We start from the raw sequence: 25,296 nt of genomic DNA, 5'->3' as shown, positions 1-25,296 counted from the left end.
ATGCAAGCAGGAACCATAGCTGACACCGCCGTCTTGGCTGAGGCCTTCACCCGCGGTTCGGCTATGAAGCGCGGCATGCTCGTCATGGAAGGCGGGGTTCTGTCCCGCGATGAGTTCGCAGGTCGGATCGGCCTGACGCCCGAGGAACTTGAGGCCCAGCCCCTCCTTTGGCTCGATGTCGATGGCGAGCGCGCCTATCCCGCCTTCCAGATCACCGGCACCGGACTGCTTCCCGGTATGAGCGCCGTGGTCGAGGCGTTCACGATCGAGGAGCCCTGGATGCGGGTCAACTTCATGCTGACCGACGACGCCCGCCTCGGCGGCCAGCGCCCGATCGATGCGTTGCGCGAAGGCCGGATTGTCGATGTCGTCAAAGCCGCTCGGGCCTACGGCGAACACGGCGCGGCCTGACATTTCCGCGGACGAAGCTTCCATCAGGCAGCTTCTCGCTCGGCTGCGCGATAGAGGCCGTAGCCTTCCCTCACCAGCCAGCCCTCCTCGCACATCCAGGCGAGATAGTGCCGCGGGATACCGATGGCGGTAAAATCGCATGTCCTCACGATCGTACGCTGGCGGGCGAATGCGTAGGCTTTCTCCCGCAGCGACGGCATCGGACCGCCCGCCAGACGCATGCGCTCAGCACGGTCACGATCGCGCTTCCTCTGCTGGGGCGGGTTTTTCGGGGTCGCGGCGGGAATCTGAAAGAGATAGTTCGCATCTTCGTCGACCCCGGCGAGCCAATTCCGGCCTGCGGCCGGAATGGCACCCCAGGCAGGATTCCGGCACGCGTCGGCTCGCCTGCGGCTCACCGCCGCGGGCTCGAATCCGGGGCAACTCCCCGAGCCCCGGCACGGCTCCCCCAGACAGGCGTCAGGCACGCACCGGCTCGCCTGCGGCTCACTGCCGCGGGCTCGAATCCGGGGCAACTCCCCGCGCCCCGGCATGGCTCCCCCAGATAGGCGTCCGGCACGCGTCGGCTCGCCTGCGGCTCACCGCCGCGGGCTCGAATCCGGGGCAACTCCCCGCGCCCCGGCATGGCTCCCCCAGATAGGCGTCCGGCACGCATCGGCGCGCCTGCGGCTCACCGTCCCCAGTTCGAATCCCCACTCCGAGTGCTCGCGCGCCGCGCGTCCTCGCAGTCCCTCATGCCCACGTCCGGCGCTCGGACGACGGTGCTCGCGGCCCGGTTCCCGACTCCCGATTCCCGACTCCCGACTCCCGGATCGTCGTGTCGCGTGTCCCAGCGAGCCCTCCTGTCTGGCTGCCCGGTGCCGGCGCGGGGCCGACCGCCGCGGACAACGGTGCCCGGTGCGACTCGCGGTTCCCGGTTCCCCGTTCCCGGTTCCCGACTCCCGACTCCCGACTCCCGGATCGTCGTGTCGCGTGTCCCAGCGAGCCCTCCTGTCTGGCTGCCCGGTGCCGGCGCGGGGACGACCGCCGCGGACAACGGTACCCGGTGCGACTCGCGGTTCCCGGTTCCCCGTTCCCGGTTCCCGGTTCCCGGTTCCCGGTGCCCGACTCCCGACTCCCGACTCCCGGTTCCCGGTTCCCGGTTCCCTACGGTACCCGCCATGCGCGTAGCGGCCCGGCGTCCGCGGGCAGCGGCGAGGTGCCGGGCGCGACGCCGTTGACCTCGAGCACGTACGCCAGGATCGCGGCATAGGTCTCCGCGGGCAGCGAGCCCGCGGCGGTGGGTGGCATCGAGCTGCGTGACTTCTCGAACAGCTCGGCGACGGGACGACCGCTCCACTGCCGGCGGAAGTACGCCCCGGCGAGCGGCGTGCCGAACGTGCCGTTGGTCAGCGTGCTGCCATGGCACACGGCGCACGTGGCCTCGTAGGCCGTCTTGCCCGCCGCGACCTGGGCGCGGGTGACCGGCGGGGGCGGGCCCGTCGTGCCGCGGGCCGGCACCAGGGCCTCGTCGCGCAGCGGTGCCCTCGGCGCGCTCATCGTCGTTGGCGCGACCGTCGGCGCCTCGCCGGTATAGGTGAAGGCCAGCAAGGCACCACCATGGTCCACGCTCTTGGCCACGCCACCATCGCGGGCCTCGACCAGGCCACCGTTGTCGGTGGCCACGAAGATCGTGCGTCCGTCCGGATGGACGGCCGTGTCGCGATAGCGATTCTGTGTCCGCGCCTCGCGCGAGATGCCGCCACCGAGACGCTGTCCCGAGGCGTCCACCGGCACGATGTAGAGCGAGCCGCGCTTGAGCGCCGTGACGATCAGCACGCGGTCCCACCCGGGGATGCCGGTCGGCCCCCCGACGTACGACTCGACACTCGATGCCGCGACCGTCGGCCAGCAGAGGAAGTGCACGCCGCCACACGCGGGATCCTCGAAGTCGAAGCCGGACGGCACCGTGAAGAGCGTGGCCAGCGGCGCGATCATCGGCCGCGTGAAGGCCGACTCCGGCTCGCGCGGTACCGACTCGGGAATCGCCAGGTCGCTGAACCGCATGGTCGCGCATGGGGTCGTCGATTCGGCCCAGCGTGCGTAGACGTAGGCGCGGTCGTCGCGCAGCCCCGCGACGTGCGGCCAGCCATAGTTGCCCCCGGCCACCAGCACGTTGACCTCATCGTCTGTCTTCGGTCCGTGGTCGGTCGTGTACAGCGTGCCGTCAGGCCCCAGCGCCAGCCCCTGCGGGTTGCGGTGACCGTAGGTGAAGACGTGACTGCGCACGCCGTCGATCACCGGGTTGTCCGCCGGGATGGTGCCGTCGGTCGTCAGGCGCAGCGTCTTGCCCTCGTAGGTCGTCCAGTCGCCGGCCGTGACCTCCGCCTGGGTCGGCAGACGCTGCGATCGCACGGCGTGGCAGAAGTTGCCGAGCTGATTGCCGCCGCGATCACCGGTCGTCAGGTGCAGCGTCCCATCAGACGCGAAGGCGAGCCGCAGCCCGAGGTGATCGTTGCCCGCCGGAAGGCCATCGAGGATCGTCACGGGCTCCACCAGCGTCGTCGTGGCGGCGTCGTAGCGGAAGCGTACGACCTTGGCGCGCAGGTGCCGGAACGGGCTGGCGGGATCGGCGACGCGCGCGTCCGCCGGACGCGACGGGTCGTCGTAGGTCATCGCGACGTAGACCTCGTCGTGGCCGGTGCCGCGCAGCAGTTGCGGATGCAGCGCCATGCCGAGCACGCCCCCCGGCCCCGTGGCGGAGGCGAGGTGGCGCACCGATGCGGTGACGCGCTTCTCGCCGGTCTGCGGGTCCACGCGCGTGATGCGGAGCGCCGATCGTTCGGTCACCCAGAGCGCGCCGTCGGGCCCCCAGGTGACTTCCCACGGGTTGTCGAGCCCCGTGGTCACCACCCGCATGTCGAATCGCTTCGTCTCGGGGCGCACCGTTTCGGGGCCACCCTGCGCGAGACCGAGCGCCGAGGCCGTCACGAGGGCCGCGAGACAGAGCGAGGTGCGGCGACGGGCCAGGGATGGCGCCGGAGAAGCGGGCTGGTGCATGACGATGGTCAAGACTATGCCGCATCGCCGACCCCCGGCAATGACCGCCTGCGACGAGAGTCAGACCAGTGTCACGGTGCCGACGCGATCAGCCGCGACGACATCGCGGCACGACACGTACTGCCGCAAGGCCTCCTCGGCCGTCACACCCGTGTCCCGCCGGTCGGCGCCGTACCTGACGGGCACGGCCTGCTCGCCGAGGAACGCGACCGTGTACGATGCGTTCGCCCGCAGCCTGGCGCCATCGACCCTGATCTCCTGAAGCCGTTCGCCGGGCGGATTCTCCAGCTTCACCGCGAGTTCCAGACCGCGGCATCGCTTGACGTAGCCGCCCCGCTGCTGCCAGGCATCACAGGCGAAGGTGGCCTTGAGGTTCTCCTCGTACAGGCGCCGCAGTTCCGCACCGGTCAACCTCACGACCGACACCGCCGGGTTCGCGGGGACTATGTTCCAGACATCCATCTCGGTGATCGGCCCCGGGGGGATCGGGGCGCCGTATCGCCAGCCGTTCGACAAGGCGATCGGCACGTCCGTCGAGTCCGCGACGGCGGCCAGCAACAGCGTGTCCATCGTCGACTCGAGCATCGTGTAGCGCGTCAGCGGCGTGCTGGTGGTGCCCAGCACGCGCTGGCGCGCCGCCGCGAACGGCGCGACGGCATCGCCGACCAGCGCCTGCATGCCGCCGTCTGGTTCCGTGGCGTCATCGACCTCGATCAGGCGATGCTGCCAGCCCGCCACCCCAGTGGTCGAGAGCTCGAGATCGAGCCGGCCGACGAACGAGCCGTGCGCACCGGACTGCATGATGAGCGTGTCATCGACGATGACCGGCGTCTGCAGGCGATGGTGTGAGTGGCCGCTGAGGATGACGTCCACACCGGAAACGGCCGACGCCAGCTTGCAGTCCTGCGGGAAGCCGAGATGCGACAGCACGACGACGAGCCCGACACCGTGCTCCCGCCGCAGACGGGGCACCAGTGCGTTGACGGCCGCCTCGCCGATCGTGAGGGTCACCGGGCCGCGGTCTGCCTGCGGCAGCAGGTCGGTGCCCGCGACCGATGAGAGCCCGATGATTCCGACGCGCACTCCAGCGCGCTCCACGATGGTGAACGGCGTGAAGATCGTCCCGTCGTCGCCGACCACGTTGGCGGCCAGCAGCGGGTAGGGCAGGGCGCTGGCCAGTGCCTTCACCTGCCGCCATCCGTACGCCAGCTCCCAGTGAACGGTCATGGCGTCGAGCCCCAGTGCGGACATCGGCGCGACGAGTGCCCCGCCCCTCGTGTGTACCGCTGGCATCGACCCGTGGAACGTGTCGCCGTTGTCGAGTGCGACAACGGCGCCGCCGGTCTCGCGCCGCACCGTACCGAACACCGAGGCGATGCGTGCCAGGCCACCGCCGGAGCGCCATGGGGCGCCCGGCGTCAGCGAGAACAGCTCGGGGTGCGGTTCGAGGTACCCGTGCAGATCATTGAGCTGGAGCAGTGTGATCTGCGGCATGTACAGGCTCCTTCACGGCGACGCCGGCCAGCGGCACGTCGATCGTGAAGACGCAGCCCTTGCCAGGCACGTTGTGCGTATGGATGTCGCCACCGTGGGCTCTCACGGCCTTGCGTGCGATCGACAGACCCAGGCCGAGGCCCGTCCGGTCCCGCCCCCGCCGCTCGGCGAACGACTGGAACGGGTCGCCTGCGGACGCCGGGATCCCGCCGCACTCGTCTTCCACTTCGATCAGGAGCCGCCCGCCCTCACCCGCGAGGGCTCTCAAGACGACGCGGCCGCCGGCCGGGGTGAACTTGAAGGCGTTGTTGAGCAGGTTGTTCACCGCGGAGGCCAGCACCTGCGTATCCGCGTCGACCGCCCACGAGGCGTCACCGGGCTCGATGACGAGCTCGAGACTTCTGGATTCGGCCTGGAGCCGCCCGGCCATCGCGAGGTCGTCCAGGAACGGCGCCACTGCGACGCGCTCGCGCCGCTGTGGATGGGCGGCGATGCGCACCTCCGTCAACGTGCTGTCCACGAGGGCCTTCAGGCCCATCAGGCTGCGGCCCAGCACGGCCCCCGTGCTGCCGTTGATGGCGACCGTGCCACGCGTGAGGGCGTGATAGGCGAGGATGGCGGTGTTGAGCAGGTCGCGCGTCTCGTGCGCGACATGTCCCGCCCGCTGGAGTTCATCGCTCGACCGCGAGGCGGCCGTCATGCGCGCGTGCTCGGTCACGGCTTCGGCGATGGCCGTGTCGAGACAGCCATTCAGCGTCTTGAACTCGTCGGTGGTGATCGGGGCGTCTCGCTCGATGGCGAGCTCCGTGATGGCCTGGCAGATGTCGCCGTAGTCGTGCACGACCTGCGAGACGGTGAATCCGAGGGCCATCAGGTCCCGACCGTGCCGCGTCGCACCGGCGCCGATGGCGCCCGGCACCAGCACCAGGCCCGTCGTCTCTGCCCTCAGCTTCTCCGACAACTGCGTCAGGAACAGCGGGACGCCGTTCTCGAGTTCCTCGAGGGACGCGGACGGCCACGGCCGCGCGGTGAGCTTCTGTCGCGCGCGATCGATGATCGCGTCGCGATACGTGGTGACGAACTCATGGAGCATGGCAGGTCAAGCATAGGAAGCGCGGGGCACTTCGGCCATACGGTGGATTCTGTATGGCGCCGGTCTCGTCGACGCTGGAATCAGGCCTCGATGATCCGGTTCCGGATGGCGTACCGCACGAGTTCGCTCATCGAGTGCAGATCGAGCTTGGCCATGACGTGCGCCCGGTGGGTCTCGGCGGTCTTGGCGGTGATCCCGAGCACGACGCCGATCTCCTTGTTGGATTTGCCTTCGGCCAGCAGCTGCACCACCTCGCGCTCGCGCGGTGTGAGCGGGCCTGCGGCCCCCGCGCCACTCCCCGCGCCGCGTGCCCGTGGTCGGCGCTCCCTGCTGCCGTGGGCGCCTTTCGAGACGAAGGTCTGGTGGCCGAGCACCGCACGAATCGCCTCGACCAGCGTGCGTCCGGCATCCGTCTTCACGACGTATCCGTGGGCACCGGCGTCGAGGACCTCGCTGACCACCTGATCCGACTCGTGGACCGTCAGGATGATCACCTTGGCCGAGACGAGGCGGCGGAGCTGCCGCGTGGCGTCGAGGCCATTCAGCTCCGGCATGGTGATGTCGAGGACGACGACATCGGGCTGCAGCGCGACCGCCAGGGCGACCGCTTCACGTCCCGACCGCGCTTCACCACACACCCCCCACCCCGCCTGCCCCTCCAGCACGGCCCGCACGCCGCGGCGCACCACTTCGTGATCGTCGGCGACCAGGATGCGGACGGGGGTCATGACACGTCCTCGGACAGCGGGACGGCCACACGCACGGTCGTGCCCGTGGCGGTGAACTCGACGTCGAAGGTGCCGCCAAGCTGACGGATGCGCTCCCGCATCCCCTGAATCCCCACGCCCATCGTCTCGGGGGGCCGGTGTCCCGGTCGGTGGAGTCGCTCGGTGGCGGCGCTGGCGCCCCTCATCGTGAATCTCGAGCGTGACGACCCCGGCCGCCATGGCCAGGCGAATGGAGGCCGTCGAGGTCGACGCATGGCGATGCACGTTGGTCAGACTCTCCTGGACGACGCGGAAGAGGGCGGTTTCGAGTGGCGCGGGCAAGCGGCCGACATCGGACAGCTCCGCGTCCACCCGGATGCCGCTGCGCGTGGTGTACCCCTCGGCATACCAGCGTATCGCCGAGACCAGTCCCACTTCGTCGAGCAGCGGCGGATGCAGCAGATAGGCCAGCGTGCGTACTTCCTGCGCCGTCTGATCGGCCAGGGTCCGACTCTCCACCAGCGCCCGCCGCGACCGGGCGTCGAGGCCCCGTGTCGCCGTGCCCACCACGTCGAGATTCATCATCAGCGCGGCCAGCGATTGCCCGGTCGAGTCGTGCAACTGAAGGGCGAGTCGCCGTCGTTCCTCGTCCTGCAGCGTCAGCAGCCGTCCGGAGAGGCGCCGGTAGCGCGCCTCGCGCGCGCTCGCGTCCTCCGCCATGGTCGCCAGTTGCTCGTTGGCGGTGCGCAACTGGCTCATGAGCGCGTCGAGGTCCGCCCTGACCCTCGCCGCCTCGACGTCGGCAGACTCCGACCGAGTCTGCGCCTGCACCGCCCCGACGATCAGCCGCTCGTTCACGGCCCGCATCTGGCCCATCAGCCGTTCGATGGCCGCACGGGTCTGCGCCGGCGGCGTCCCGGCGTCGTCAGTCGACGCCGTGGTGGGGCGGCGCGGGCGTGACGCCTTCATGGGTCACGAGACCCGTCGGGGGCTTCCCGTGAGCAGCCCCTGATACTGGTCCAGCCGCTCGCCGACGACGATGCCGTCGGCGGTGATCTCGAAGCGCCGCAGGTCGGTGTCGTGCGCGCTGTCACGCACCTTGACCACGGCCATCATTCGCGTGAACCGGCCCTCGAGTTCGACATACCGCTGCAGGATGATGGCATCGGTCAGGAACGCGGTGCCGTGAGGACTGAACCGGAGATCCGTGTAGCTGTCCTCCAGTTCGGCGGTCATCATCACGGTCAGTCCCATGCCCGTCAACGCGGCGACCAGGCGGTAGAGCGACTCGCGGAAGTCCTCGCGGAAGGTCGGCGCCAGCGCGAGCTCGAACCCCGACAGGGAATCGATGACGACGCGCCTGGCCTTGATGCGATGAATCGCCTCGGTCAGTTCGTGCAGCGTCTCGTCGATCGAGAGATCGAGCGGGCGCGTGTGGATGATCGCCACCGGGGCGCTGCCGTCGGCCGCGTCGAGACCACGCGGTCGCCTGTAGGCGGAGTCACTCGGCCGCTTCTCGAATACGGCGATCACGCCGGGTTCGCCGCGGCGTGCGCCCTCGCGGATGAACTGGGTCGCCAGAACGCTCTTGCCCGATCCCGAAGGCCCAGCGATCAGTACGGAGTAGCCGGACGGAATGCCGCCACCCAGCATCTGGTCCAGACCTGGCACCCCGACCGACAGCCGCGGTGGCTCGCTCCCGCCCATGACCGCCTCGTCCGGGTGTTGGGGGGCCGGGGGACCGGCAATCAAGCGCGGAAACACCTGCAGACCGCGATCGGTGATGCGGAACGTGTGCAGGCCCGGAATGGGCGCCTGTCCGCGCATCTTCATCACCTGCAGCTTCCGCACCATCGAGTTGCGGTCGAGACTCTGGTGCAGCCAGACCAGGCCGTCCGCGACGGTGAAGATCGGGTGGTTGTCGGTCTCGGTCAGCTGGAACTCGCCGACCAGGAACGTCGTCGCCTGCCAGCCGGTCAACCGCATGCCCAGTTCCTGGATCAGGTGCGGCACCTCGGCGCCCGGGGGCTGCTGCATCGCCTGCATGACCGATCGGAAGGAATCGACGACCACGATCCCGGGGGAACTCGCCTCCACCTCCTGGATGATGCGCTGCAGCACGGCGTCGAGGCCGCCCTCGCGCGCCTCCTTCGCGAGGTTGATGAAGCGCACCGACGCGTTCACCTTCGCCATGTCGAAGAAGTCGAACTGCTGCTGGTAGCGCAGCATCTTCAGCGGGGGCTCGCCGAGCACCGTGAAGAAGATCGCGGGACGGTCCGCCCGCGCCATCGCGAACATGATCTGCTGCACCAGCGTGGTCTTGCCGGCGCCCGGCGTGCCGGCGATGACGTTGAACGAGAACTCGGGGACACCGCCGCCCAGAACGGCATCGAGTCCTGGTACGCCCGTCGACAGGCGTCGGATGGGGACTTTGTCGCTCATGTGATGGTTGCCTCGGGGGTGTCGCCAGTGAAATCGTCGGGCCACGCCTCGCGCAGGAGACTGGTCGTCAGGCCCTCGCCGATGAACGACGCCAGCAGCGTGCTGGCCGTGGCGAGGACGGCGACGGCTGCCGCGCTGCCCGTCGTCGGTGTCACCTGCGCGAGGGACACCTGCAGGCGCGCGAACGGCGGTTCGCCCGTGCCTGGTCCCTCGAGCGGCGCGAGCTCGGGAACCTGTCGCCGTGTCAGATGGATGGCGCGGTCGCAGATCGCGGCCACGCCGGCGTCGCCAATGAGGGGCGTCAGTTGCTGGGTGAAGCGATCGCCCATGCGGCGGGTCGCGGCGGCAATGGCCGGCGCGTCCGCGTCCGTGCCTGCCTCGCGCTCCAGCAGGCGCCGGAACGCCCGCTGCCGCATGTCGTGGTTCGTCACGTCCTGACCATCGAGCGCGATTCTATCGCTCCCCGACGTCGGGGCGTCACTCCGCGGCGTGGACGGCGACCGTCGGGGAGTTTCGCGCCGGCGGACGGATTATCCCGGACCCCCCGGCGGTGCTGGATCGCGTGATCGTCGCGTCTCGTGCGCCAGTGGCGCGGCATGGCTCTTGCGATACGAGGCGATGTCCCTTGCCGACATGGGGTGGGCTATGCCAATGGCACTCGAGCAGGACCGCCTGCTCTCCCGGATGCGCGACGCCAACGAACATCTGGTGGTCGCCGTCGTGCGCGCGCAAACGCTGAGCGATGAAGCGGCCGCGGCCTGTCACCACAAGGACGAATTCCTCGCGATGGCGTCGCACGAGATCCGCACCCCCGTGAGTGCGGTTCTCGGCTGGGTGCGCCTGCTCGAAACCGGGGCCTTGTCGCGCCTGGACACCGAGCGCGCGATCGCGGCCATCGGGCGCAATGCCGCGGCGCTCGCTCACATGATTGACGACCTCCTGGATACGTCGCGGATGCTCAGCGGGGCGATTCGACTCGCTCTCCTGCCGATCGACCTCGCGACCGTCGCGCACGACGCCGTCGAGACCGTCCGCCCGCTGGCGGCGGCACGGCACATCCAGCTGACGTTCGACGATGGGCACGGTGCGTGCCCGGTGCGCGGCGATGCGGAACGACTGCAGCAGGTCATCTGGAATCTGCTGGCCAACGCCATCAAGTTCACCCCCGAGGGCGGCCGCGTGGAGGTGTTCGTCGAGTCGGATCACGACCGCAGGCAGGTGAGGGTGGTCGACACCGGCCAGGGCATCGATCCGGACCTGCTGCCCTACGTGTTCGACCGGTTCCGTCAGGGCGCCGACGCCACCACGGGGCGGCACACGGGGCTCGGCCTCGGCCTCGGCATCGTCCGCTATCTCGTCGAACTGCACGGAGGGACGGCACAGGCGGCCAGTCCGGGCGTGGGACGGGGCTCGACATTCACCGTCCGTCTGCCGCTGGCCCCCGCCAGCACGCCTTGCTGATGCGCCAGTCCGGGCGGTCAGCGCGCGCCGAAGACGACCGTCCGCGCCTTGCGGGCCAGATGGTAGATGAGGTACAGGGTGACGCCGATCAGCAGGAGCGCGATCACCGGCAGCGCGATCGCCAGGGCCGCGAGCCCCGTCGCCCCAAGCGTCTCCATCGTCGAGATGATGGGATTGGAGATGCCCACGGTGGCCGCGCCGGATCCGGCGCGCACGAGGGCAGTGGTGCCCTTGGTGAGGCCCGCGACGCCGCCGCCGGCGATGAGGGCGACCGGCCAGAGCACCCACGGTGGCAGGTCCACCATCACTGAGGCGCTGGCGATGGTCCCTGCGGCGACCGTGGCGGGGCTGGCCAGCACGTCCAGCGCGTGATCGAGGCCTGGAATGTAGTAGGCCAGGATCTCGGCGATGCTCGCGGTGGCCAGCATCGCGATGGCCGTCCCCGAGGCCAGCCAGGCGAACCCGTCGGACAGGGGCAGCAGGCCCCAGCGGGCCGCGATGGCGGCCACCAGCAGTGGCAGGAAGACGCGCAACCCGGTGGCGGCCGCGAGGCCCAGACCGAGAACGATGCCGGTCAGCGACTCCAGGGACAGTTCCATGCGTGTGTGACGAGCATAGCAAACGCCCGCCATCCCCTCCGGGACGACCCGCCTCCGTTGATATGCTGCAGCGCCATGTTGCAGGCCTCTCCCGACCGCCTCTCCCGCGACCTCGACATCATCGCCCGTGACATCGGCGTGCGCCTCGCGGGCACCGCCGCCGAACGTGCCGCCGCCGATCACGTGCTCGCCTGTGCTCGCGCCCTCGAGGTGTCGGCCTGGGACGAGCCCTTCGCCATGCAGGCGAGGGTCGTCGCGGAAGAGCAGCTCGAGGTCCGCATCGGCGACGCGTGGCAGGCCTTCCCCTGCTCGCTCTTCAGCAGCACGCCCGGCACCGGCGGCGAGTGGTGGAGCGGCGAGATCGTCGCCCTCACGCCCACCGACTACCAGCGCGAGGACCTCGGTCACCTCCGCGGCAAGGCCGTCATCCATCTCGGCTGCCACATCGAGTCCCGCGCCTCCTACGCGCGACTGATGCGAGCGGCGCCGGCGTTCCTGCTGATGGTGGACACCCGCTACGCCGGCGACACCCCGCGCGCCGACGGGATGTTCCCGGCCTACACGGCGGCCATCGGCGCCGTGCCGACGCTCAACGTCGCGCACCAGGATGCCTGGCACTGGATCGCGCAAGGCGCGACGCACGCACGCTGTCGCGTCGTCGGTGGCATGGAGCCGGCGACGTCCCAGAACGTCGTCATCGAGCTGCCCGGCACCGACCGGGCCGACGAGATCCTCTACGCGAGCGCGCACCACGATACGCAGGCCGGATCGCCCGGCGCCGACGACAACGGATCCGGCGTCGTCGGTGTCATCGAACTCGCCCGCCTGCTGCACGCGCGGCCGCGTCGCCGGACGGTCCGCCTCATCTCGTTCGGGGCCGAGGAGCAGCTGTCGGTGGGATCAGCCGCCTACGTGCGCCACCACCGCGACGAGGTCGTCACGCGTGGTCGCTGCATGTACAACCTCGACAGCTACGGCTCGCATCTGGGCTGGCTACAGCTCTATCTGAATGCGCATCCGGACTTCGAGGCCTCGTTCCGGCCGTACTTCCACGCGGCCGAGGTGTACTACCAGACGGTCACGTCGGTCGTGCCCTACGCCGATCACTTCCCGTTCATCGCCGCCGGCATCCCTGGCGTCTTCCACTACCGCGTCAACTGCGACGGCGGCCGGTTCTTCCATCATCGGCCCGACGATGACCTGACACGCGTGTCGCCGACGGTGATCGCGCGCGACGTCTCGGCCATCGCGACGTGGATCGACGCCATGGCCCAGGCCGACACGGTGCCCTTCACACCGACGATTCCCGAGGCCCAGCGCGACGAGGTGGCGACGTGCTGGGACGATCTGTTCGGCGGCTGGTGACGGCGCTGCGGTCGGTCGTCTACTGCTTCCGGTAGGCGGCGAGTCGTGCCGACAGGTCCGCCACCACGGCGGCCTGCGCGGGTTCGTCCGCCAGGTTGCGCGTCTCGGCCGGATCGGCGGCCAGGTCGTAGAGTTGACGGCCCTCGGCGCCCGCGGCCCACTCGATGTAGCGCCAGCGGTCGGTGCGGACGGCGTACCCGTTGTAGGCCTGCGTGAACGCCGCATCGCGCACCTCGCGGGTGGGCGAGGCGATCACCGGCGCGAGGCTCTGACCATCGAGCGGGCCCGGGGCCGTCAAGCCGGCCAGGTCGGCGAGGGTCGGGTAGAGGTCGACGAGTTCGGCCAGCGCACGGGTGGTGGCGCCTCGTGCCTTGCCGGGCGCGGCGATCACCAGCGGCACCCGCGCGTTGCGTTCGAACAGGCTCGGCTTCTGCCACAAGCCGTGATCGCCGAGGTGATAGCCGTGGTCGCTGGTGAACACCACGATCGTGCTGTCGGCCAGGCCGAGGCGATCGAGGGCGTCCAGCACGAGGCCGACCTGCGCGTCCATGAAGGTGATCGAGGCCTGGTAGGCCTGGATGGCGTTGCGTCGCTGCGCGTCGGTCATCGCGTCCTGCTCCGCGTTGGCGCGGCGGTAGGCCGCCTTCGGGACCCGGGCCCGGTCATCAGCCGACAGTGCCGGCAGCGGGATGCCGGCGGTCGGGTACTCGTCGAAGTAGCGGCGAGGCGCCACGTATGGCGTATGCGGTCGATAGAAGCCGACGCCGAGGAAGAAGGGGCGCTGCTCCCGGCCGAAGCGCTCGAGCAGCCGCACCGCCTCGGCCGCGCCGATGCCATCGGTGTGCTGCGCGTCGTCTCCCTCATCGTCGGCGAGCCAGCTGACCGTGCCGCCGAACTGTCCGGGCACCAGGGTGAAGACGCGGTCGAGCAGTTCGCGATCCCGTCCGCGCGGGTTGATGGCGATGTCCCAGGACTTGTGGTCGTCGAGACCGCCGGTGCCGATGTCGAGCGGTACGCCGTAGTGGAACAGCTTGCCGACACGCGCCGTCACGTATCCGTTGGTGCGGAACAGCTGCGGCAGCGTCACGGCATCGGGCAGGCGCTCGCGGAAGTGCGGCGACATCGGGTTGCGTCCCGGATTGCTCAGCACGCCCGTCGCGTCGGGCCGGCGACCGGTCAGCATCGACGACCGGCTCTGGTTGCACACCGGGTACTGCGTGTACGCCCGATCGAAGCGCAGGCCGCGCCGGGCCAGTCGGTCGATGCTGGGTGAGCGGGCCGGTCCGCCGTAGGTGGCCAGGTCGGTGTTGAGATCGTCGGCCATGATCAGCAGCACGTTCATCCGTGGTGGTGCGGATGCTGGCGCTGGCTGCGCGACCAGCGAGGCCATCGCGCAGAGGCCGAGACCGAGGCTCAGCACAGGCCACAGGGCCGTGCGCACGCGAGCGGCGTACCGAACAGGTGTCGTCATGGTCGAGGTCCGGGCCGACGATATCACCCGACGCCCGGTTGCCGGTTGCCGGTTCCCGGTTCCCGTCCCGTGCGGTACAGTCCCGACCCATGTCAATCCGACACGCCGCACTGCGGCTCGCGATGGTGGTGGTGCTGGCGGCGCAGGCCGTCTCGGCTGCCGCGGCTGGGCGCTGGTCCGAGCAACAGGCCAGTGACTGGTACGCCCGTCAGGGCATGCTCATCGGCGCCAACTACGTGCCGGCGACGGCGATCAACGAACTCGAGATGTGGCAGGCCGCCACCTTCGATCCGGCGCGCATCGATCTCGAACTCGGGTGGGCGGCCGCCATCGGCATGAACACCATGCGCGTGTTCCTGCACGACCTGGCCTACGCGCAGGACCCCGACGGCTTCCTGCGCCGTGTCGATCAGTTCCTGGCCATTGCGGAGAAGCACCGCATCCGGCCGATGCTCGTGCTGTTCGACTCGGTGTGGGATCCGTTTCCGGCGGTGGGCGCGCAGCGTCCCCCGCGCCCCGGCGTCCACAACTCCGGCTGGGTGCAGAGTCCCGGCAAGGTCGCCCTCGAAGACCCGGAGCACTGGCCGCGCCTCGAGGCGTACGTCACGGCCGTCGTGAGCCGCTTCAAGGGCGACGCGCGCGTGCTGGCGTGGGACCTGTGGAACGAGGTGGACAACATGAACGACCCCGCCTACCTCAGCCTCGAGCCGAAGAACAAGGGCGAGCTGGTGCTCGCGCTGCTGCCGCAGGTCTTCGCGTGGGCCCGCGCGGCAGCGCCGACGCAGCCGCTCACGAGCGGTCTGTGGCGCGGCGGCGACTGGTCCCGGCTGACCGAGTTGCCGGCCATCGATCGGCTGCAGATCGCGATGTCGGACATCATCACGTTCCACAGCTACGATCCGCCCGCACAACTCGAGGCGCGCATCCGGCAGTTGCAGGTCTACAAGCGGCCGATCCTCTGCACCGAGTACATGGCGCGCGGCAACGGCAGCACGTTCGCGGGATCGCTGCCGATCCTCGTGCAGCACAAGGTGGGGGCGATCAACTGGGGACTCGTGCAGGGCAAGGCGCAGACGCACCTGCCCTGGGATTCATGGCGGCGGCCTTACGTCGACCGCGAACCGGCCGTGTGGTTCCATGAGGTCTTCCGCCACGACGGCTCGCCCTACGACCCGAAGGACATCGTCGCCATCAAGGCCGCGAGAAAGTAGCCGTCGACCTTCAGGTTCACGTAGCCGTCGACCTTCAGGTCGACGGTCAGTGATCTCCCGGGAAGACCTCGTCCGCCGGCAGGTGATCCGGGAGGCCGAAGCGGGGGAACAGCGTCGCGGTGTCCAGGAAGAACGTATGCGCGGCGATCGCGCCACGTTCGATCTCGAGCACGACGAGTGCCCACGGCAGGTAGCGGCCGTCGCCGGCCGGCTTGTACTGGCCGAAGGCGGGCAACCCGTTGGCGGCCGTCGGCACCAGCTTCGATCCGCGGCAGGCCGCCCCTCGACCGAGCAGCCAGCCGCTCATCGACGCGTGGCCGCGCAACCACAGCGAGAACGGCGGCATCGCCATCGTCGCGTCCTCGTGCATGATCGCCGCGAGTGCGTCGACGTCATAGCGTTCGAAGGCGTGGACGTAGCGATCGACCAGCGCCTGCTCCTCGTCCGAGAGGGCCGCGGCCGTCGGGGTCACGTCGCGTGACGCGAGGGTGGCCCGTGCCCGCTGCAGGGCACTGTTGACCGCCGCGACACTCATGTCGAGACCACTGGCGACCTCCGCGGCCGACCAGCCCAGCACCTCGACCAGCAACAGCACCGCGCGCTGTCGGGCCGGCAGGTGTTGCAGGGCCGCGACGAAGGCGAGCCGCAGGCTCTGCCGCAGCACGACGCGTTCGTGCGGGTCGGCATCGCCAGGCAGCGCGGCGACATCGGGAATCGGCTCGACCCAGGACGACGCCGGCAGCGCCGTGAGCGGGTCGTCGATGGTGCCGACCGGCCCGGCCTCCGTCGATCTCAAGCGGCGGCTTCGCGTGCCGAGCACGTCCAGGCACACCCGGGTCGCGATGCGGTAGAGCCACGTGCGGAGCGATGAACGCCCTTCGAAGGCGTCGAGGTGGCGCCAGGCGCGCACCATGGTCTCCTGCGCCGCGTCGTCGGCATCGAGCCCGGAGCCGAGCATGCGATAGCAGTGGCCGGTGATCGCGGCTCGGTGTCGTTCGAGGTCGTCGATGGTGGGCACGGCAGTCATTATCGGATGGGCGGGGCGCAGACGTCGCCCGTGCCGACGAGCGGACGTCGACGGGCCAGCCGATCTGACAACGCGGACGGCGCGGGTCGCGCGCCTCGGCGGGAGCTCAGGCGATGTGGACGGCGTCGGCCAGATTCAACGCGTTCATCGTGTCGTTGAAGGCGCCGTTGCGGGCCATCTCGGCAAAGTGCGGGACGACGGCCGGATCGAAGTGCTTGCCGGCCTCCGATTCGATGAGGGCCAGCGCCTCGTCGAGGGTCCACGCCCGCTTGTACGGGCGCTCGGAGGTCAGGGCGTCGAAGGTGTCGACCACCGCGAACATCCGTGCGGCGATCGGAATGTCGATGCCCTTCAGCCCCTGCGGATACCCCGTGCCGTCCCACTTCTCGTGGTGACAGTAGGCGACGTCGATGGCCGGGCGCAGGTACCGGATGGGCTCGAGCAGCGCCTTGGCGTGCTCGGGGTGCTGCTTCATCTGGATCCACTCGTCGGCGGTCAGGGCCCCGGGCTTGTGCAGGATGCTGTCGGGCACCCCGATCTTGCCGATGTCGTGCAGCAGGGCACCGCGCCGGATGTGCTCGCACTCGTCGGCGGGCAGCCCCATCCGTTCGGCCAGTCGCACGGTCATCACGGTGACGCGCTGCGTGTGCCCTTCCGTCTCCCGATCGCGCAGGTCGAGGGCCCGGACCCAGCCTTCGAGCGTGCGCTCGTAGGCCTCGACGAGCCGGACGCGCTCCTCGAGCAGCGTCCGATACCGGTTCAGGCGGGTGACGGCCTTGACGCGCGCGCGCAGTTCGAGACGGTCGTAGGGCTTGGTCACGAAGTCGTCGGCGCCCACCTCCATGCCGCGCAGGCGCGACGCGCGGTCGTCGAGGGCCGTCACCAGGATGATGGGGATCTCGCGCACCTGCGGCACCGCCCGGATGCGCTCGCAGACCTTGAAGCCGTCCATGCCGGGCATCATGACGTCCAGCAGGATCAGATCGGGGGCATCCTCCAGCGTCAGCGCGATGGCGTCGTCGCCGCAGACGGCCGTGCGGACGGCGTACCCGTCGGCGCGCAGGATGCCGTCCAGCACCTCGCGTCCCGTCTCCTCGTCGTCCACCACGAGGATGTGGCTCTGCCGTGTATCCCTGTTGTTCATGGCGTCTCCACGGGCGCGGCCGTCCCGTCCAGCTGGCTGCGGATGGCCGTGGCCAGCGCCGACAGCTTCACGGGCTTGCTGAAGTAGTCGTTGGCGCCGGCGTCCAGGCAGCGCTCGCGATCCCCGCTCATGGCGAGGGCCGTGAAGGCGAAGATGGGGATCGTGGCGGTGTCGGGTTGGGCGCGCAGGCGACGGATGGCCGAGAGCCCGTCGAGTTCGGGCATCTGCACGTCCATGATGATCAGGTCCGGATGATGCTCGGTGGCCGAGGCCACGGCCTGCAGCCCGTCGCTCGCCGTCAGTACCTCGTAGCCCTTGGCCTCGAGGTACTGTCGCAGCACGAGCACGTTGGTCTCGGTGTCGTCGGCGACGAGCAGCCGCCGCTGCGACGTGCGCGCAATCGGGATGGAGCAGATGGCGCCGCTCGACTCGGCGGCCTTCTCGACGACCGCTTTCGGCGTGGTCGGCGTCCAGGGCAGCGTCACCGTGAAGCAGGATCCCTTGCCGGACTCGCTCTGCAGCGTCACCCGCCCGCCTTCGTGCAGCTCCACCATGCGCCGCACCAGCGCCAGCCCGAGGCCGGTGCCGTTGTACTGGCGCGACAGACTGCTGTCCACCTGGGTGAAGGGCTGGAAGAGCCGCCCCTGATCGGCCTCGGCGATGCCGATGCCGGAGTCGATCACGGCGAAGGACATCGTGCCGGCCTTCGCGTCGACCGACACATCGAGGCGCACCGTGCCGCCGGTGGGCGTGAACTTGACCGCGTTGCTGAGCAGGTTGACCAGGACCTGCTTCATGCCGCGCTGGTCGACGAGCAGCGTCGTCGCTTCGGGACTGATGGTCTGCGTCACCTGCAACTGCTTCTGGTGCGCCGCGTTGCGCACCAGCGCCAGCGCCGCCGAGCACAGCTGCGCGACCGACGTCGGCATGATGTCCAGCGTCATCTTGCCGGCCTCGATCTTCGAGAGGTCGAGGATGTCGTTGATCAGGTCCAGCAGATGCCGGCCGCTGGCCTCGACCAGCGCCAGAGCCTTGGCCTGTCGCGGCTCGAGCGCGCCGTAGATGTGCTCGCTCAGCGACTCGACGATGCCGAGGATGTTGTTGAGCGGCGTCCGCAGCTCGTGGCTCATGCTGGACAGGAACTCGTCCTTGAGCCGGGAGGCGCGCGACAGGGCCGCATTGGCCTTCATCAGCCGGTCCTCGTGCTCATGACGCTCGGTGACGTCGTTGAGCGTGCCGACCATGCCGATGGAGTGGCCCTCCGCGTCCTTCATCTGGCGCGCGTACAGATCGACCCAGACGAAGCCGCCGTCGCGCCGCAGGTAGCGCACGTCGTGGCGGCACGAGTCGACCTCGCCGGCCAGCATCGGCGCGAACACCTCGAGGTTGCGGTCGCGGTCGTCAGGATGGATGCCGTCGAGGAACATCGTGCCCAGGGCTTCCTGCACCTCGTACCCGCTGATGTCGAACCACGCCGGGTTGAGGTAACGGCACCGCCCGTCGGCGTCGGTCTGGACGACGGCCTCGCGGAGCCCGTTGAGCACCGAGCGGTAGACGTTCTCGCGCTCGGCCAGCGCGAACTCGATGCGTTGCCGTTCGGCGATCTCGCTGGCCAGTTGCTGGTTGGTGTCGTGCAGCGCCTGGCGCTGCTGGAACAGCGAGAAACTGAGCTGCTCCGAGTCGGCCAGCGCCAGATCCTTCGTCCGCACGAGCATGAGGAATTCGGCCAGGATGTCCTGGTGCGCGAAGTCGCTCAGCGACAGACCGAGGGCGCTCATCTGCTCGACGGCCGTGATGCGCGGCGAGAGCAGCAGGAGGAGGCGGTCGCCGTCCACCTGCATCACCTGGCCACTCAAGGTCAGGTCGACATGACGGCAGACGATCTCCAGAATCGCGTCGACGCAGGCCAGCAGGGCGTCGTAGGACCCGAGGGTCGTCGGCTTGCGGGTGGTGAACTGATCGCTGAACAGGCTGCCGAGCGCCTGCGGCGAGACCCTCGCCATCGACGCGCCGACCTGGACGATGCGGCCGTTGGCGGCGATGGCGACGTGAAACGGGAACGCACGTGCGACCTGCTCCGGCGAGAGGCCAATCCTGGAGGACACGACACTACCTGCCGGAGAACTCGACGAGGCAGCGATCGTGCTCGAACGAATGGTTCACGAGCCCGTACATGAGGAGCCAATCGTCCTGTTGGGCCGGATCGTGAGTCCTGAACCGGTTCGGGGGGGGCATTCCGCCCCGGTCGCTGGACCAAGGATAGGGATGTACCATCCCGGCAGGCGTCAGCGGAGGGCAGAAGCATGACCATCGGCAGGTGGGGAGCGGCGGTCACGGTGGTGGCGGTCCTGAGCGTGCCGTCAGCGCGCGCGCAGTCGCCGGCGGGCACGCCGGCCGCGGGCACGACGGTGCGGCTCTCGAAGGCCGTCCTGCGCGACAAGATCCGCGGGGGCTGGGCCGCCCAGACCATCGGGGTGACCTTCGGCGGGCCGACCGAGTTCAACTACAACGGCACCTTCATCCAGGACTACGAGCCGATCCCGTGGTATCCGGGCTACCTGCGCGAGACCTACGAGCGCAACCCCGGCCTGTACGACGACGTGTACGTCGACCTGACCTTCGTCGACGTCATCGAGCGGCAGGGCCTCGACGCTCCCGCCGAGGCCTTCGGCAAGGCGCTCGCCGGCGCGGAGTACATGCTCTGGCACGCCAACCAGATGGCCCGCCACAACCTGCTGCGCGGGCTCGCGCCGCCGGCCAGCGGCCATTGGCGCAACAACCCGGAAGCCGACGACATCGACTTCCAGATCGAGGCCGACTTCATCGGGCTCATGGCGCCGGGCCTGCCCAACGCCGCGACCGCCTACGCCGACAAGGTGGGCCACATCATGAACTCCGGCGACGGCTGGTACGGCGGCGTCTTCGTCGCGGCCATGTACTCGCTCGCCTTCGTCCATGACGACGTCCGCACGGTGGTGACCCGTGCCCTCGACACCATTCCCGCCGCGAGCCGCTTCCACCGGACGATCAGTGCCGCCATCCGCCTGCACGACGAGCACCCGACCGACTGGAAGCGCGCCTGGTTCGACCTGCAGCGGCACCACGCCGAGGACATCGGGTGCCCGGAGGGGGTCTTCGCCGCCTTCAACATCGACGCCCGCATCAACGCCGCGTACGTGGTCCTCGGCCTGCTCTACGGCAACGGCGACATGAGTCGCACCATCTCGGTGGCCACCCGGGCCGGGCAGGACTCGGACTGCAACCCCGCGACTGCCGCGGGTGTGCTCGGCACCATCCTCGGCTTCGAGCGGATCCCGGCCTACTGGAAGCAGGGGCTCGACGAGGTCGAAGGGACGCCCTTCAAGTACACGACCATCTCGCTGGAGGACGCCTACGGCCTGTCGTACAAGCACGCGCTCGAGATGATTCGCCGGGCGGGCGGCCGTGACGATGGTGACGCGGTCCTCATCCCGGTGCAGACGCCCGCACCCGTGCGCCTCGAGCAGAACTTCGAGGGGCATCACCCCGTGGCCGAGATCCGCCTCGCCCGTGCCACGCAGGGCGATGAAACCCGCTTCACGTTCGACGGGATCGGCTTTGCCATCCAGGGCGACGTCCGCAGCGAGGACGGCAAGGACCGCGTCGTCGTCGTGGACGTGTTCATCGACGACGTGCTGGCCGAGACGGTGGACCTGCCAACCAACGTCACCCGCCGCCGCTTCATCCCGTTCTGGAAGTACGAACTGCCTGATCGTGCGCATACCGTGCGGCTCAAGGCGCGTAATCTCGAGCCAGGCACCACCCTCAGGCTGCAGCGCGCCATCATCTATGGCAGTGCGCCCAGGACCCCGGTCATCTAGGAGAGCCCGTGCTCGTCGTGTCGTTCCCTCGTCGCGTCCTGTCCGTCACCGGCCTCGCCTTCGTCGCGACGGCGTGCCTCGGGGGTGGCGCGTCCGCTCAGCCGGCCGCCGCGTCGGCGACCGCCTTCAGGGCGGTCGGCAATGAACCCGGATGGACGCTCGACATCGGCGGCAGCCGCATGGTGCTCGTCGTCGATTACGGGGCGACGCGGGCCGAACTGCCAATCCCGGCGCCCGTGCCGGTGGAGGGCGGGCGTCGCTACAGTGCCCACGACGATACCCACCGCCTGGAGGTGACGATCCTCGATGGCGTGTGCGCCGACACGATGACCGGCATGCCGCGCCCCGCCACGGTCGAGGTGTCCTTCGATGGCCGCGCGCTCAAGGGCTGCGGCGGCGACCCGGTGTCGCTGCTGCGCGGGGGCGTGTGGCTCGTCTCCCACCTCGGCGGCCAGCCCATCGTCGCCAAGTCGCGCCTGACGCTGGCCTTCGGCGCCAACGGGCGGGTGACCGGCACGGCATCGTGCAACACCTACAGCGCGGGCTACCTGCTCACCGGCGAGGGCGTCACGATCACGATGCCCATCTCGACCATGCGGGCCTGCGAGGCACCCTACATGGCGCAGGAGGCGATCTTCCTCGAGGTGCTGCGTGGCGTGAACCGCTTCGAGTGCTCCCCCGACGGAGTGCTGAAGTTGCATGCCGCTGACGGAGGCACCATCACGGCGCGCCGCGAGGTGACACCCGTGGCCACGCCGAAGAAGCCGGCCCGGCCGCGCTGAGCGCCGTCGATGGAGGCGCATCATCGCGTCTACGTGGTGCGGCTCGCCCACCCGCGCCACCCGGGGGTGCGCGACTGCTACTACGTCGGCATGACGGGGCTGCATCCCCAGCAACGCTTCGACAACCACAAGGCCGGCGTCAAGGCCGCCAGAGTCGTGCGTGACTTCGGCCTCGAACTGGCGTACGAGTGGTTCGACGAGATTCCGCCCATGACCTATGCCGAGGCGGCGCTGTGCGAGCCGACGCTCGCCGACGAGCTTCGCGATCGGGGCTTCGTCGTCTTCGGCCCGACCCTCAGGCGCCCTGTCGAGCCCGCGCGGGCCAGGCCCGTGCGGCGACTCGCCCGAAAGAAGAGGTAGTGATGAGCCCTTCGACCCTGCCCGCCGCGCAAGCCCTCGTGTTGCAGGACCTGGTGACCCCGACGGCCCATGGCATCGCCAGTCGCCTGCTCGAGAAGACGCCCGGCGGCAACGTCACGCTGTTCGCCTTCGATGGCGGTCAGGCCCTCACCGAACACACCTCGGCCTTCGATGCGCTGGCGCTCGTGCTCGAAGGACGCCTGACGCTCTCGGTCGCCGGTGCGCCGATCGACGCCGTTCCCGGCACGATCGTCCGGCTGCCCGCCAACGTGCCGCACGCCGTGGACGCGCCGGAAGCGTCGCGGATGCTGCTGATCATGCTCAAGGACGCCTGAGGCGTCGGCTACGGGGTCTGCGCGTCGAACCACGCGATGAGGTCGCGCGTGACCTCATCGCGATTGATCTCGTTCACCAACTCGTGGCGGGCGTCCGGGTAGAGCTGCAGGCTGACCTGCGTGAGGCCGGCATCCACGTACACCTCGTGCAGTCGCGCCACGCCCTTGCCCATCTCGCCGACCGGATCCCTGTCGCCAGCGATGAGCCGGATGGGCAGCGCCGTCGGGATGCTGCGCAGCACCGACGACGTGCCGAGGGTGGCCTTGCCCTCGAGGAAGTCGCACCAGGCGCGCGTGGTCAGCGGACGGCCGCACTGCGGGTCGGCGACGTAGGCGTCCACGGCTGCCGGGTCGCGCGAGAGCCAGTCGACCTCCGTGCGGACCGGAGCGAACTCCCGGTTGTAGGTGCCGAACACGAGGCCCTGCAGCCAGACGCTCGGCGTGCGCGGGCCGCGCAGCAGGCGCTCGAGCCGGGCGACCGCGACGCCTGCTCCCTCGAGCGCACCGGGCGGACCGTTGCTGCCGCAGAGCACGACGCCGCGATACGCGTCGCCGTGCTGGCCGATCAGGGCCTGCCCGACGAACGATCCCATCGAGTGGGCGAACAGGAGCAGCGGGACCCCTGGCGAGGAGGCCTGCAACGCCTGCGAGACGGCCCAGGCGTCGTCGACGAGGCCGTCCCAGCCGCCACTGTCACCGAAGTGCCCGGCGAGGGCCCCGGCCGTGACGTGGTCGCCATGGCCCCGATGGTCGTGGGCCCACACCGTGTATCCGGCGGCAGTGAGGGCCGTGGCCAGCCGCGCGTAGCGGGCGCCGTACTCGGCCATGCCATGGACGATGTGGACCAGCCCGCAGGGCGTGGGGACGTCCCAGCGATGGAGAGGCGGGAGTGTGGGCACGGGAGCATTAGATGCTGGAATGCTGGAATGCCGAAGGGGGAAGGGCAAAGGGTAGGGCCGGCTCTCCGAGCCGGCCGTCACTGCCAGGACGCCGATCGTGACGGCCCGTTCGGAGAACGGGCCCTACCCACGTCCGCCGCTGGCGTAGAATCCGGCCTGACACCGTGACTCTCGATCGCCGAGCCTTCCTCACTGTTGCGGCCCTCGCGGCCGTACGTCCGCTGCGTCTCGACGCGGCCGGCTGGCGCGCGGGTGTGGCGACGGTCGACATCACGCCGCGCACGTCGCTCTGGATGGCGGGATTCGCGGCACGGACGGCGCCCTCCAGTGGCACGCGACAGCCGCTGCATGCCAAGGCGCTTGCGGTGGAGGACGCCGGCGGTCAGCGTCTCGTCGTAGTGACGCTGGACCTGCTCGGCGTCACCGGCGGCATGTCGGATCGCATCGGCGCCGCCGTGGCCCGCCAGCATCGCCTGCCGCGCGAGCGCCTGCTGCTGGCGTCCAGCCACACGCACAGCGGCCCGGTCGTCGACACGCAGTTGATGGTGGCCTACGACGTGACTCCTCAACAGGTGCGCGACGTCGAGGCCTACACGACGGCGCTCGAAGCGCAGATCGTCGACGTGGTGGGTGCGGCACTGCGGGCGCTCGCGCCCGCGACCCTGCACGCAGGCCATACCACCGCGACCTTTGCTGCCAACCGTCGCGTGCAGTACAGCCCGGACGGGCCGGTCGACCATCGCGTGCCCATGCTCCGTGTCGACATCGGGGGCGCGCCGAAGGCCATCCTGTTCAGCTACGCCTGCCACAACACGACGCTGCAGGCGAGCAACGTCGAGTGGCATGGCGACTACGCCGGTGTCGCGCAGGCGGCCATCGAGGCCGCCCACCCCGGGCTCACGGCCCTGTTCATGACCGGCTGCGGCGCCGACGCGAACCCGAAGCCGCGCGGCACCTTCGAGCACGTGGAGCAGCATGGTCAGGCCCTGGCCACGGCGGTGCGCGGCGCCATGGCCTCGCTGACGCCGATCACCGGTCCGACCCGGGCGGCGCTGGACCTGGTGGATCTGCCGTTCGAGGCAGCGCTGACCCCCGACCAGTGGAAGCAGCGCTACGGGCTGACCGAGCCCTATGTCGGGCGCCACACCAGGCTGATGGACGAGATCCGGGCCCGCGACGGCGCCCTGCCGACCTCGCAGAAGATGCCGCTGCAGGTCTGGCGCTTCGGCCGCGACCTGACGCTGGTGGCCCTCGGCGGCGAGGTCGTGGTCGACTACGCCCTGCGCCTGCGCCGCGACCATCCCGACGACAACGTCTGGCCGGTCGGCTACGCCAACGACGTGTTCGGCTATGTGCCCTCGAAGCGCGTGCTCGACGAGGGCGGCTACGAGGGCGGCGGCTCGCTGCTCTACTACGGACGCCCCGGGCCGTTCGACGGCACGGTCGAGGACCGGATCGTCGCGTCCCTGTCCCGCCTGATGAGGATCACCCGATGACGATCAAGCGTTCGCGCCGCCAGTTCCTCAACACCGTCGCCGCCGGCGGCGCGGCGCTGGTGGCCGCGCGCCCGGCGCACGCGGCACCGCGACAGGCCCT

General features: G+C 69.9%; 22 protein-coding genes. 9 read left to right on the top strand and 13 right to left on the bottom strand.

The window, feature by feature from the left end:
- Nucleotides 1–411 (top strand): Rv2175c family DNA-binding protein (locus Q0C41_RS18640; RefSeq protein WP_051091919.1); only part of this gene is annotated, 411 nt, incomplete at its 5' end.
- Nucleotides 412–434: 23 nt separating this feature from the next.
- On the opposite strand, the gene Q0C41_RS18635 is transcribed toward Q0C41_RS18640, so the two are convergent.
- The 7 genes from Q0C41_RS18635 to Q0C41_RS18605 form a co-directional block, all read right to left on the bottom strand.
- Nucleotides 435–809, bottom strand: a complete 375-nt coding sequence (locus tag Q0C41_RS18635) for a type IV toxin-antitoxin system AbiEi family antitoxin domain-containing protein (RefSeq protein WP_291986172.1) — start codon at nucleotides 807–809, stop codon at nucleotides 435–437.
- Between the two features lie 748 nt (nucleotides 810–1,557).
- Entirely contained in the window at nucleotides 1,558–3,462 is a 1,905-nt protein-coding gene (locus Q0C41_RS18630) for a glucose/sorbosone family PQQ-dependent dehydrogenase (RefSeq protein WP_291986170.1), read from the bottom strand.
- 48 nt (nucleotides 3,463–3,510) lie between these two features.
- Nucleotides 3,511–4,944, bottom strand: coding sequence for a bifunctional metallophosphatase/5'-nucleotidase (locus Q0C41_RS18625; protein WP_291986168.1), 1,434 nt, complete (start codon nucleotides 4,942–4,944; stop codon nucleotides 3,511–3,513).
- Nucleotides 4,913–6,037 (bottom strand): HAMP domain-containing sensor histidine kinase, encoded by a 1,125-nt coding sequence (locus tag Q0C41_RS18620; protein ID WP_291986165.1) that lies wholly within the window; start codon nucleotides 6,035–6,037, stop codon nucleotides 4,913–4,915. Before Q0C41_RS18620 ends, Q0C41_RS18625 begins: the two co-directional genes overlap by 32 nt.
- Nucleotides 6,038–6,117: 80 nt before the next feature.
- Nucleotides 6,118–7,713: a response regulator transcription factor family protein gene (locus Q0C41_RS18615; protein ID WP_291986163.1), complete on the bottom strand. Its 1,596-nt coding sequence runs from the start codon at nucleotides 7,711–7,713 to the stop codon at nucleotides 6,118–6,120.
- Nucleotides 7,714–7,716: 3 nt separating this feature from the next.
- On the bottom strand, nucleotides 7,717–9,186 hold the full coding sequence (locus Q0C41_RS18610; protein WP_291986161.1) for an ATPase domain-containing protein: 1,470 nt from the start codon (nucleotides 9,184–9,186) through the stop codon (nucleotides 7,717–7,719).
- Nucleotides 9,183–9,617, bottom strand: coding sequence for a hypothetical protein (locus Q0C41_RS18605; protein WP_291986159.1), 435 nt, complete (start codon nucleotides 9,615–9,617; stop codon nucleotides 9,183–9,185). Before Q0C41_RS18605 ends, Q0C41_RS18610 begins: the two co-directional genes overlap by 4 nt.
- A gap of 214 nt (nucleotides 9,618–9,831) precedes the next feature.
- Between Q0C41_RS18605 and Q0C41_RS18600 the strand changes: the two genes are divergently transcribed.
- Nucleotides 9,832–10,647, top strand: coding sequence for a HAMP domain-containing sensor histidine kinase (locus tag Q0C41_RS18600; protein WP_291986157.1), 816 nt, complete (start codon nucleotides 9,832–9,834; stop codon nucleotides 10,645–10,647).
- Between the two features lie 17 nt (nucleotides 10,648–10,664).
- Here Q0C41_RS18600 and Q0C41_RS18595 read toward each other — a convergent pair whose 3' ends face one another.
- A complete protein-coding gene (locus tag Q0C41_RS18595; RefSeq protein ID WP_291986155.1) occupies nucleotides 10,665–11,246 on the bottom strand; it encodes a DUF4126 domain-containing protein in 582 nt (193 codons plus the stop codon).
- Between the two features lie 75 nt (nucleotides 11,247–11,321).
- Here Q0C41_RS18595 and Q0C41_RS18590 point away from each other — a divergent pair, with 75 nt between their 5' ends.
- Complete coding sequence (locus tag Q0C41_RS18590) at nucleotides 11,322–12,611, top strand: M28 family peptidase (protein ID WP_291986154.1); 1,290 nt, start codon at nucleotides 11,322–11,324, stop codon at nucleotides 12,609–12,611.
- Between the two features lie 19 nt (nucleotides 12,612–12,630).
- Here the strand turns inward: Q0C41_RS18590 and Q0C41_RS18585 are convergent, their stop codons facing one another.
- Nucleotides 12,631–14,082, bottom strand: coding sequence for a sulfatase (locus tag Q0C41_RS18585; RefSeq protein ID WP_291986153.1), 1,452 nt, complete (start codon nucleotides 14,080–14,082; stop codon nucleotides 12,631–12,633).
- 89 nt (nucleotides 14,083–14,171) lie between these two features.
- Between Q0C41_RS18585 and Q0C41_RS18580 the strand changes: the two genes are divergently transcribed.
- Nucleotides 14,172–15,293 carry a hypothetical protein gene (locus Q0C41_RS18580; protein WP_291986152.1) on the top strand — a complete coding sequence of 374 codons (1,122 nt, stop codon included), beginning with the start codon at nucleotides 14,172–14,174 and terminating at the stop codon, nucleotides 15,291–15,293.
- 46 nt (nucleotides 15,294–15,339) lie between these two features.
- Here the strand turns inward: Q0C41_RS18580 and Q0C41_RS18575 are convergent, their stop codons facing one another.
- From Q0C41_RS18575 to Q0C41_RS18565, 3 genes are all read right to left on the bottom strand, one after another.
- Nucleotides 15,340–16,311, bottom strand: a complete 972-nt coding sequence (locus tag Q0C41_RS18575; protein ID WP_291986151.1) for a sigma-70 family RNA polymerase sigma factor — start codon at nucleotides 16,309–16,311, stop codon at nucleotides 15,340–15,342.
- A 115-nt stretch (nucleotides 16,312–16,426) separates the two neighbouring features.
- Nucleotides 16,427–17,464: an HD domain-containing phosphohydrolase gene (locus tag Q0C41_RS18570; RefSeq protein WP_291986150.1), complete on the bottom strand. Its 1,038-nt coding sequence runs from the start codon at nucleotides 17,462–17,464 to the stop codon at nucleotides 16,427–16,429.
- Nucleotides 17,461–19,569, bottom strand: coding sequence for an ATP-binding protein (locus Q0C41_RS18565; protein ID WP_291986149.1), 2,109 nt, complete (start codon nucleotides 19,567–19,569; stop codon nucleotides 17,461–17,463). Before Q0C41_RS18565 ends, Q0C41_RS18570 begins: the two co-directional genes overlap by 4 nt.
- A 198-nt stretch (nucleotides 19,570–19,767) precedes the next feature.
- Between Q0C41_RS18565 and Q0C41_RS18560 the strand changes: the two genes are divergently transcribed.
- Genes Q0C41_RS18560 through Q0C41_RS18545 form a run of 4 tightly spaced genes read left to right on the top strand, consistent with a single transcriptional unit; the run spans nucleotide 19,768 to nucleotide 22,801 of the window.
- Nucleotides 19,768–21,324, top strand: coding sequence for an ADP-ribosylglycohydrolase family protein (locus Q0C41_RS18560; protein ID WP_291986148.1), 1,557 nt, complete (start codon nucleotides 19,768–19,770; stop codon nucleotides 21,322–21,324).
- An 8-nt stretch (nucleotides 21,325–21,332) separates the two neighbouring features.
- Complete coding sequence (locus Q0C41_RS18555) at nucleotides 21,333–22,106, top strand: META domain-containing protein (RefSeq protein ID WP_291986147.1); 774 nt, start codon at nucleotides 21,333–21,335, stop codon at nucleotides 22,104–22,106.
- Nucleotides 22,107–22,115: 9 nt separating this feature from the next.
- On the top strand, nucleotides 22,116–22,466 hold the full coding sequence (locus Q0C41_RS18550) for a hypothetical protein (protein ID WP_291986146.1): 351 nt from the start codon (nucleotides 22,116–22,118) through the stop codon (nucleotides 22,464–22,466).
- A gap of 2 nt (nucleotides 22,467–22,468) precedes the next feature.
- The gene (locus Q0C41_RS18545; RefSeq protein WP_291986145.1) at nucleotides 22,469–22,801 is read left to right on the top strand and encodes a cupin domain-containing protein; all 333 of its coding nucleotides are present in this window, start codon (nucleotides 22,469–22,471) and stop codon (nucleotides 22,799–22,801) included.
- An 8-nt stretch (nucleotides 22,802–22,809) separates the two neighbouring features.
- Here Q0C41_RS18545 and Q0C41_RS18540 read toward each other — a convergent pair whose 3' ends face one another.
- Nucleotides 22,810–23,700: an alpha/beta hydrolase gene (locus tag Q0C41_RS18540; protein ID WP_291986144.1), complete on the bottom strand. Its 891-nt coding sequence runs from the start codon at nucleotides 23,698–23,700 to the stop codon at nucleotides 22,810–22,812.
- A 164-nt stretch (nucleotides 23,701–23,864) separates the two neighbouring features.
- Between Q0C41_RS18540 and Q0C41_RS18535 the strand changes: the two genes are divergently transcribed.
- Nucleotides 23,865–25,196, top strand: coding sequence for a neutral/alkaline non-lysosomal ceramidase N-terminal domain-containing protein (locus Q0C41_RS18535; RefSeq protein WP_291986143.1), 1,332 nt, complete (start codon nucleotides 23,865–23,867; stop codon nucleotides 25,194–25,196).
- The last annotated feature ends 100 nt before the right edge of the window (nucleotides 25,197–25,296 follow it).

It is taken from the genome of Luteitalea sp., from assembly GCF_022842525.1.
Classification (GTDB): domain Bacteria; phylum Acidobacteriota; class Vicinamibacteria; order Vicinamibacterales; family Vicinamibacteraceae; genus Luteitalea.
Note: the sequence above shows the minus strand (reverse complement) of the source record. Positions and strands in the feature narration are given on the sequence as shown.

Bases quoted from the DNA above. Each gene is read 5' to 3' on its own strand.
- Q0C41_RS18625 (WP_291986168.1), bottom strand. From the start codon at position 4,944: ATGCCGCAGATCACACTGCTCCAGCTCAATGATCTGCACGGGTACCTC.
- Q0C41_RS18620 (WP_291986165.1), bottom strand. From the start codon at position 6,037: ATGCTCCATGAGTTCGTCACCACGTATCGCGACGCGATCATCGATCGC.
- Q0C41_RS18615 (WP_291986163.1), bottom strand. From the start codon at position 7,713: ATGAAGGCGTCACGCCCGCGCCGCCCCACCACGGCGTCGACTGACGAC.
- Q0C41_RS18610 (WP_291986161.1), bottom strand. From the start codon at position 9,186: ATGAGCGACAAAGTCCCCATCCGACGCCTGTCGACGGGCGTACCAGGA.
- Q0C41_RS18600 (WP_291986157.1), top strand. From the start codon at position 9,832: ATGCCAATGGCACTCGAGCAGGACCGCCTGCTCTCCCGGATGCGCGAC.
- Q0C41_RS18595 (WP_291986155.1), bottom strand. From the start codon at position 11,246: ATGGAACTGTCCCTGGAGTCGCTGACCGGCATCGTTCTCGGTCTGGGC.
- Q0C41_RS18590 (WP_291986154.1), top strand. From the start codon at position 11,322: ATGTTGCAGGCCTCTCCCGACCGCCTCTCCCGCGACCTCGACATCATC.
- Q0C41_RS18585 (WP_291986153.1), bottom strand. From the start codon at position 14,082: ATGACGACACCTGTTCGGTACGCCGCTCGCGTGCGCACGGCCCTGTGG.
- Q0C41_RS18580 (WP_291986152.1), top strand. From the start codon at position 14,172: ATGTCAATCCGACACGCCGCACTGCGGCTCGCGATGGTGGTGGTGCTG.
- Q0C41_RS18570 (WP_291986150.1), bottom strand. From the start codon at position 17,464: ATGAACAACAGGGATACACGGCAGAGCCACATCCTCGTGGTGGACGAC.
- Q0C41_RS18560 (WP_291986148.1), top strand. From the start codon at position 19,768: ATGACCATCGGCAGGTGGGGAGCGGCGGTCACGGTGGTGGCGGTCCTG.
- Q0C41_RS18550 (WP_291986146.1), top strand. From the start codon at position 22,116: ATGGAGGCGCATCATCGCGTCTACGTGGTGCGGCTCGCCCACCCGCGC.
- Q0C41_RS18545 (WP_291986145.1), top strand. From the start codon at position 22,469: ATGAGCCCTTCGACCCTGCCCGCCGCGCAAGCCCTCGTGTTGCAGGAC.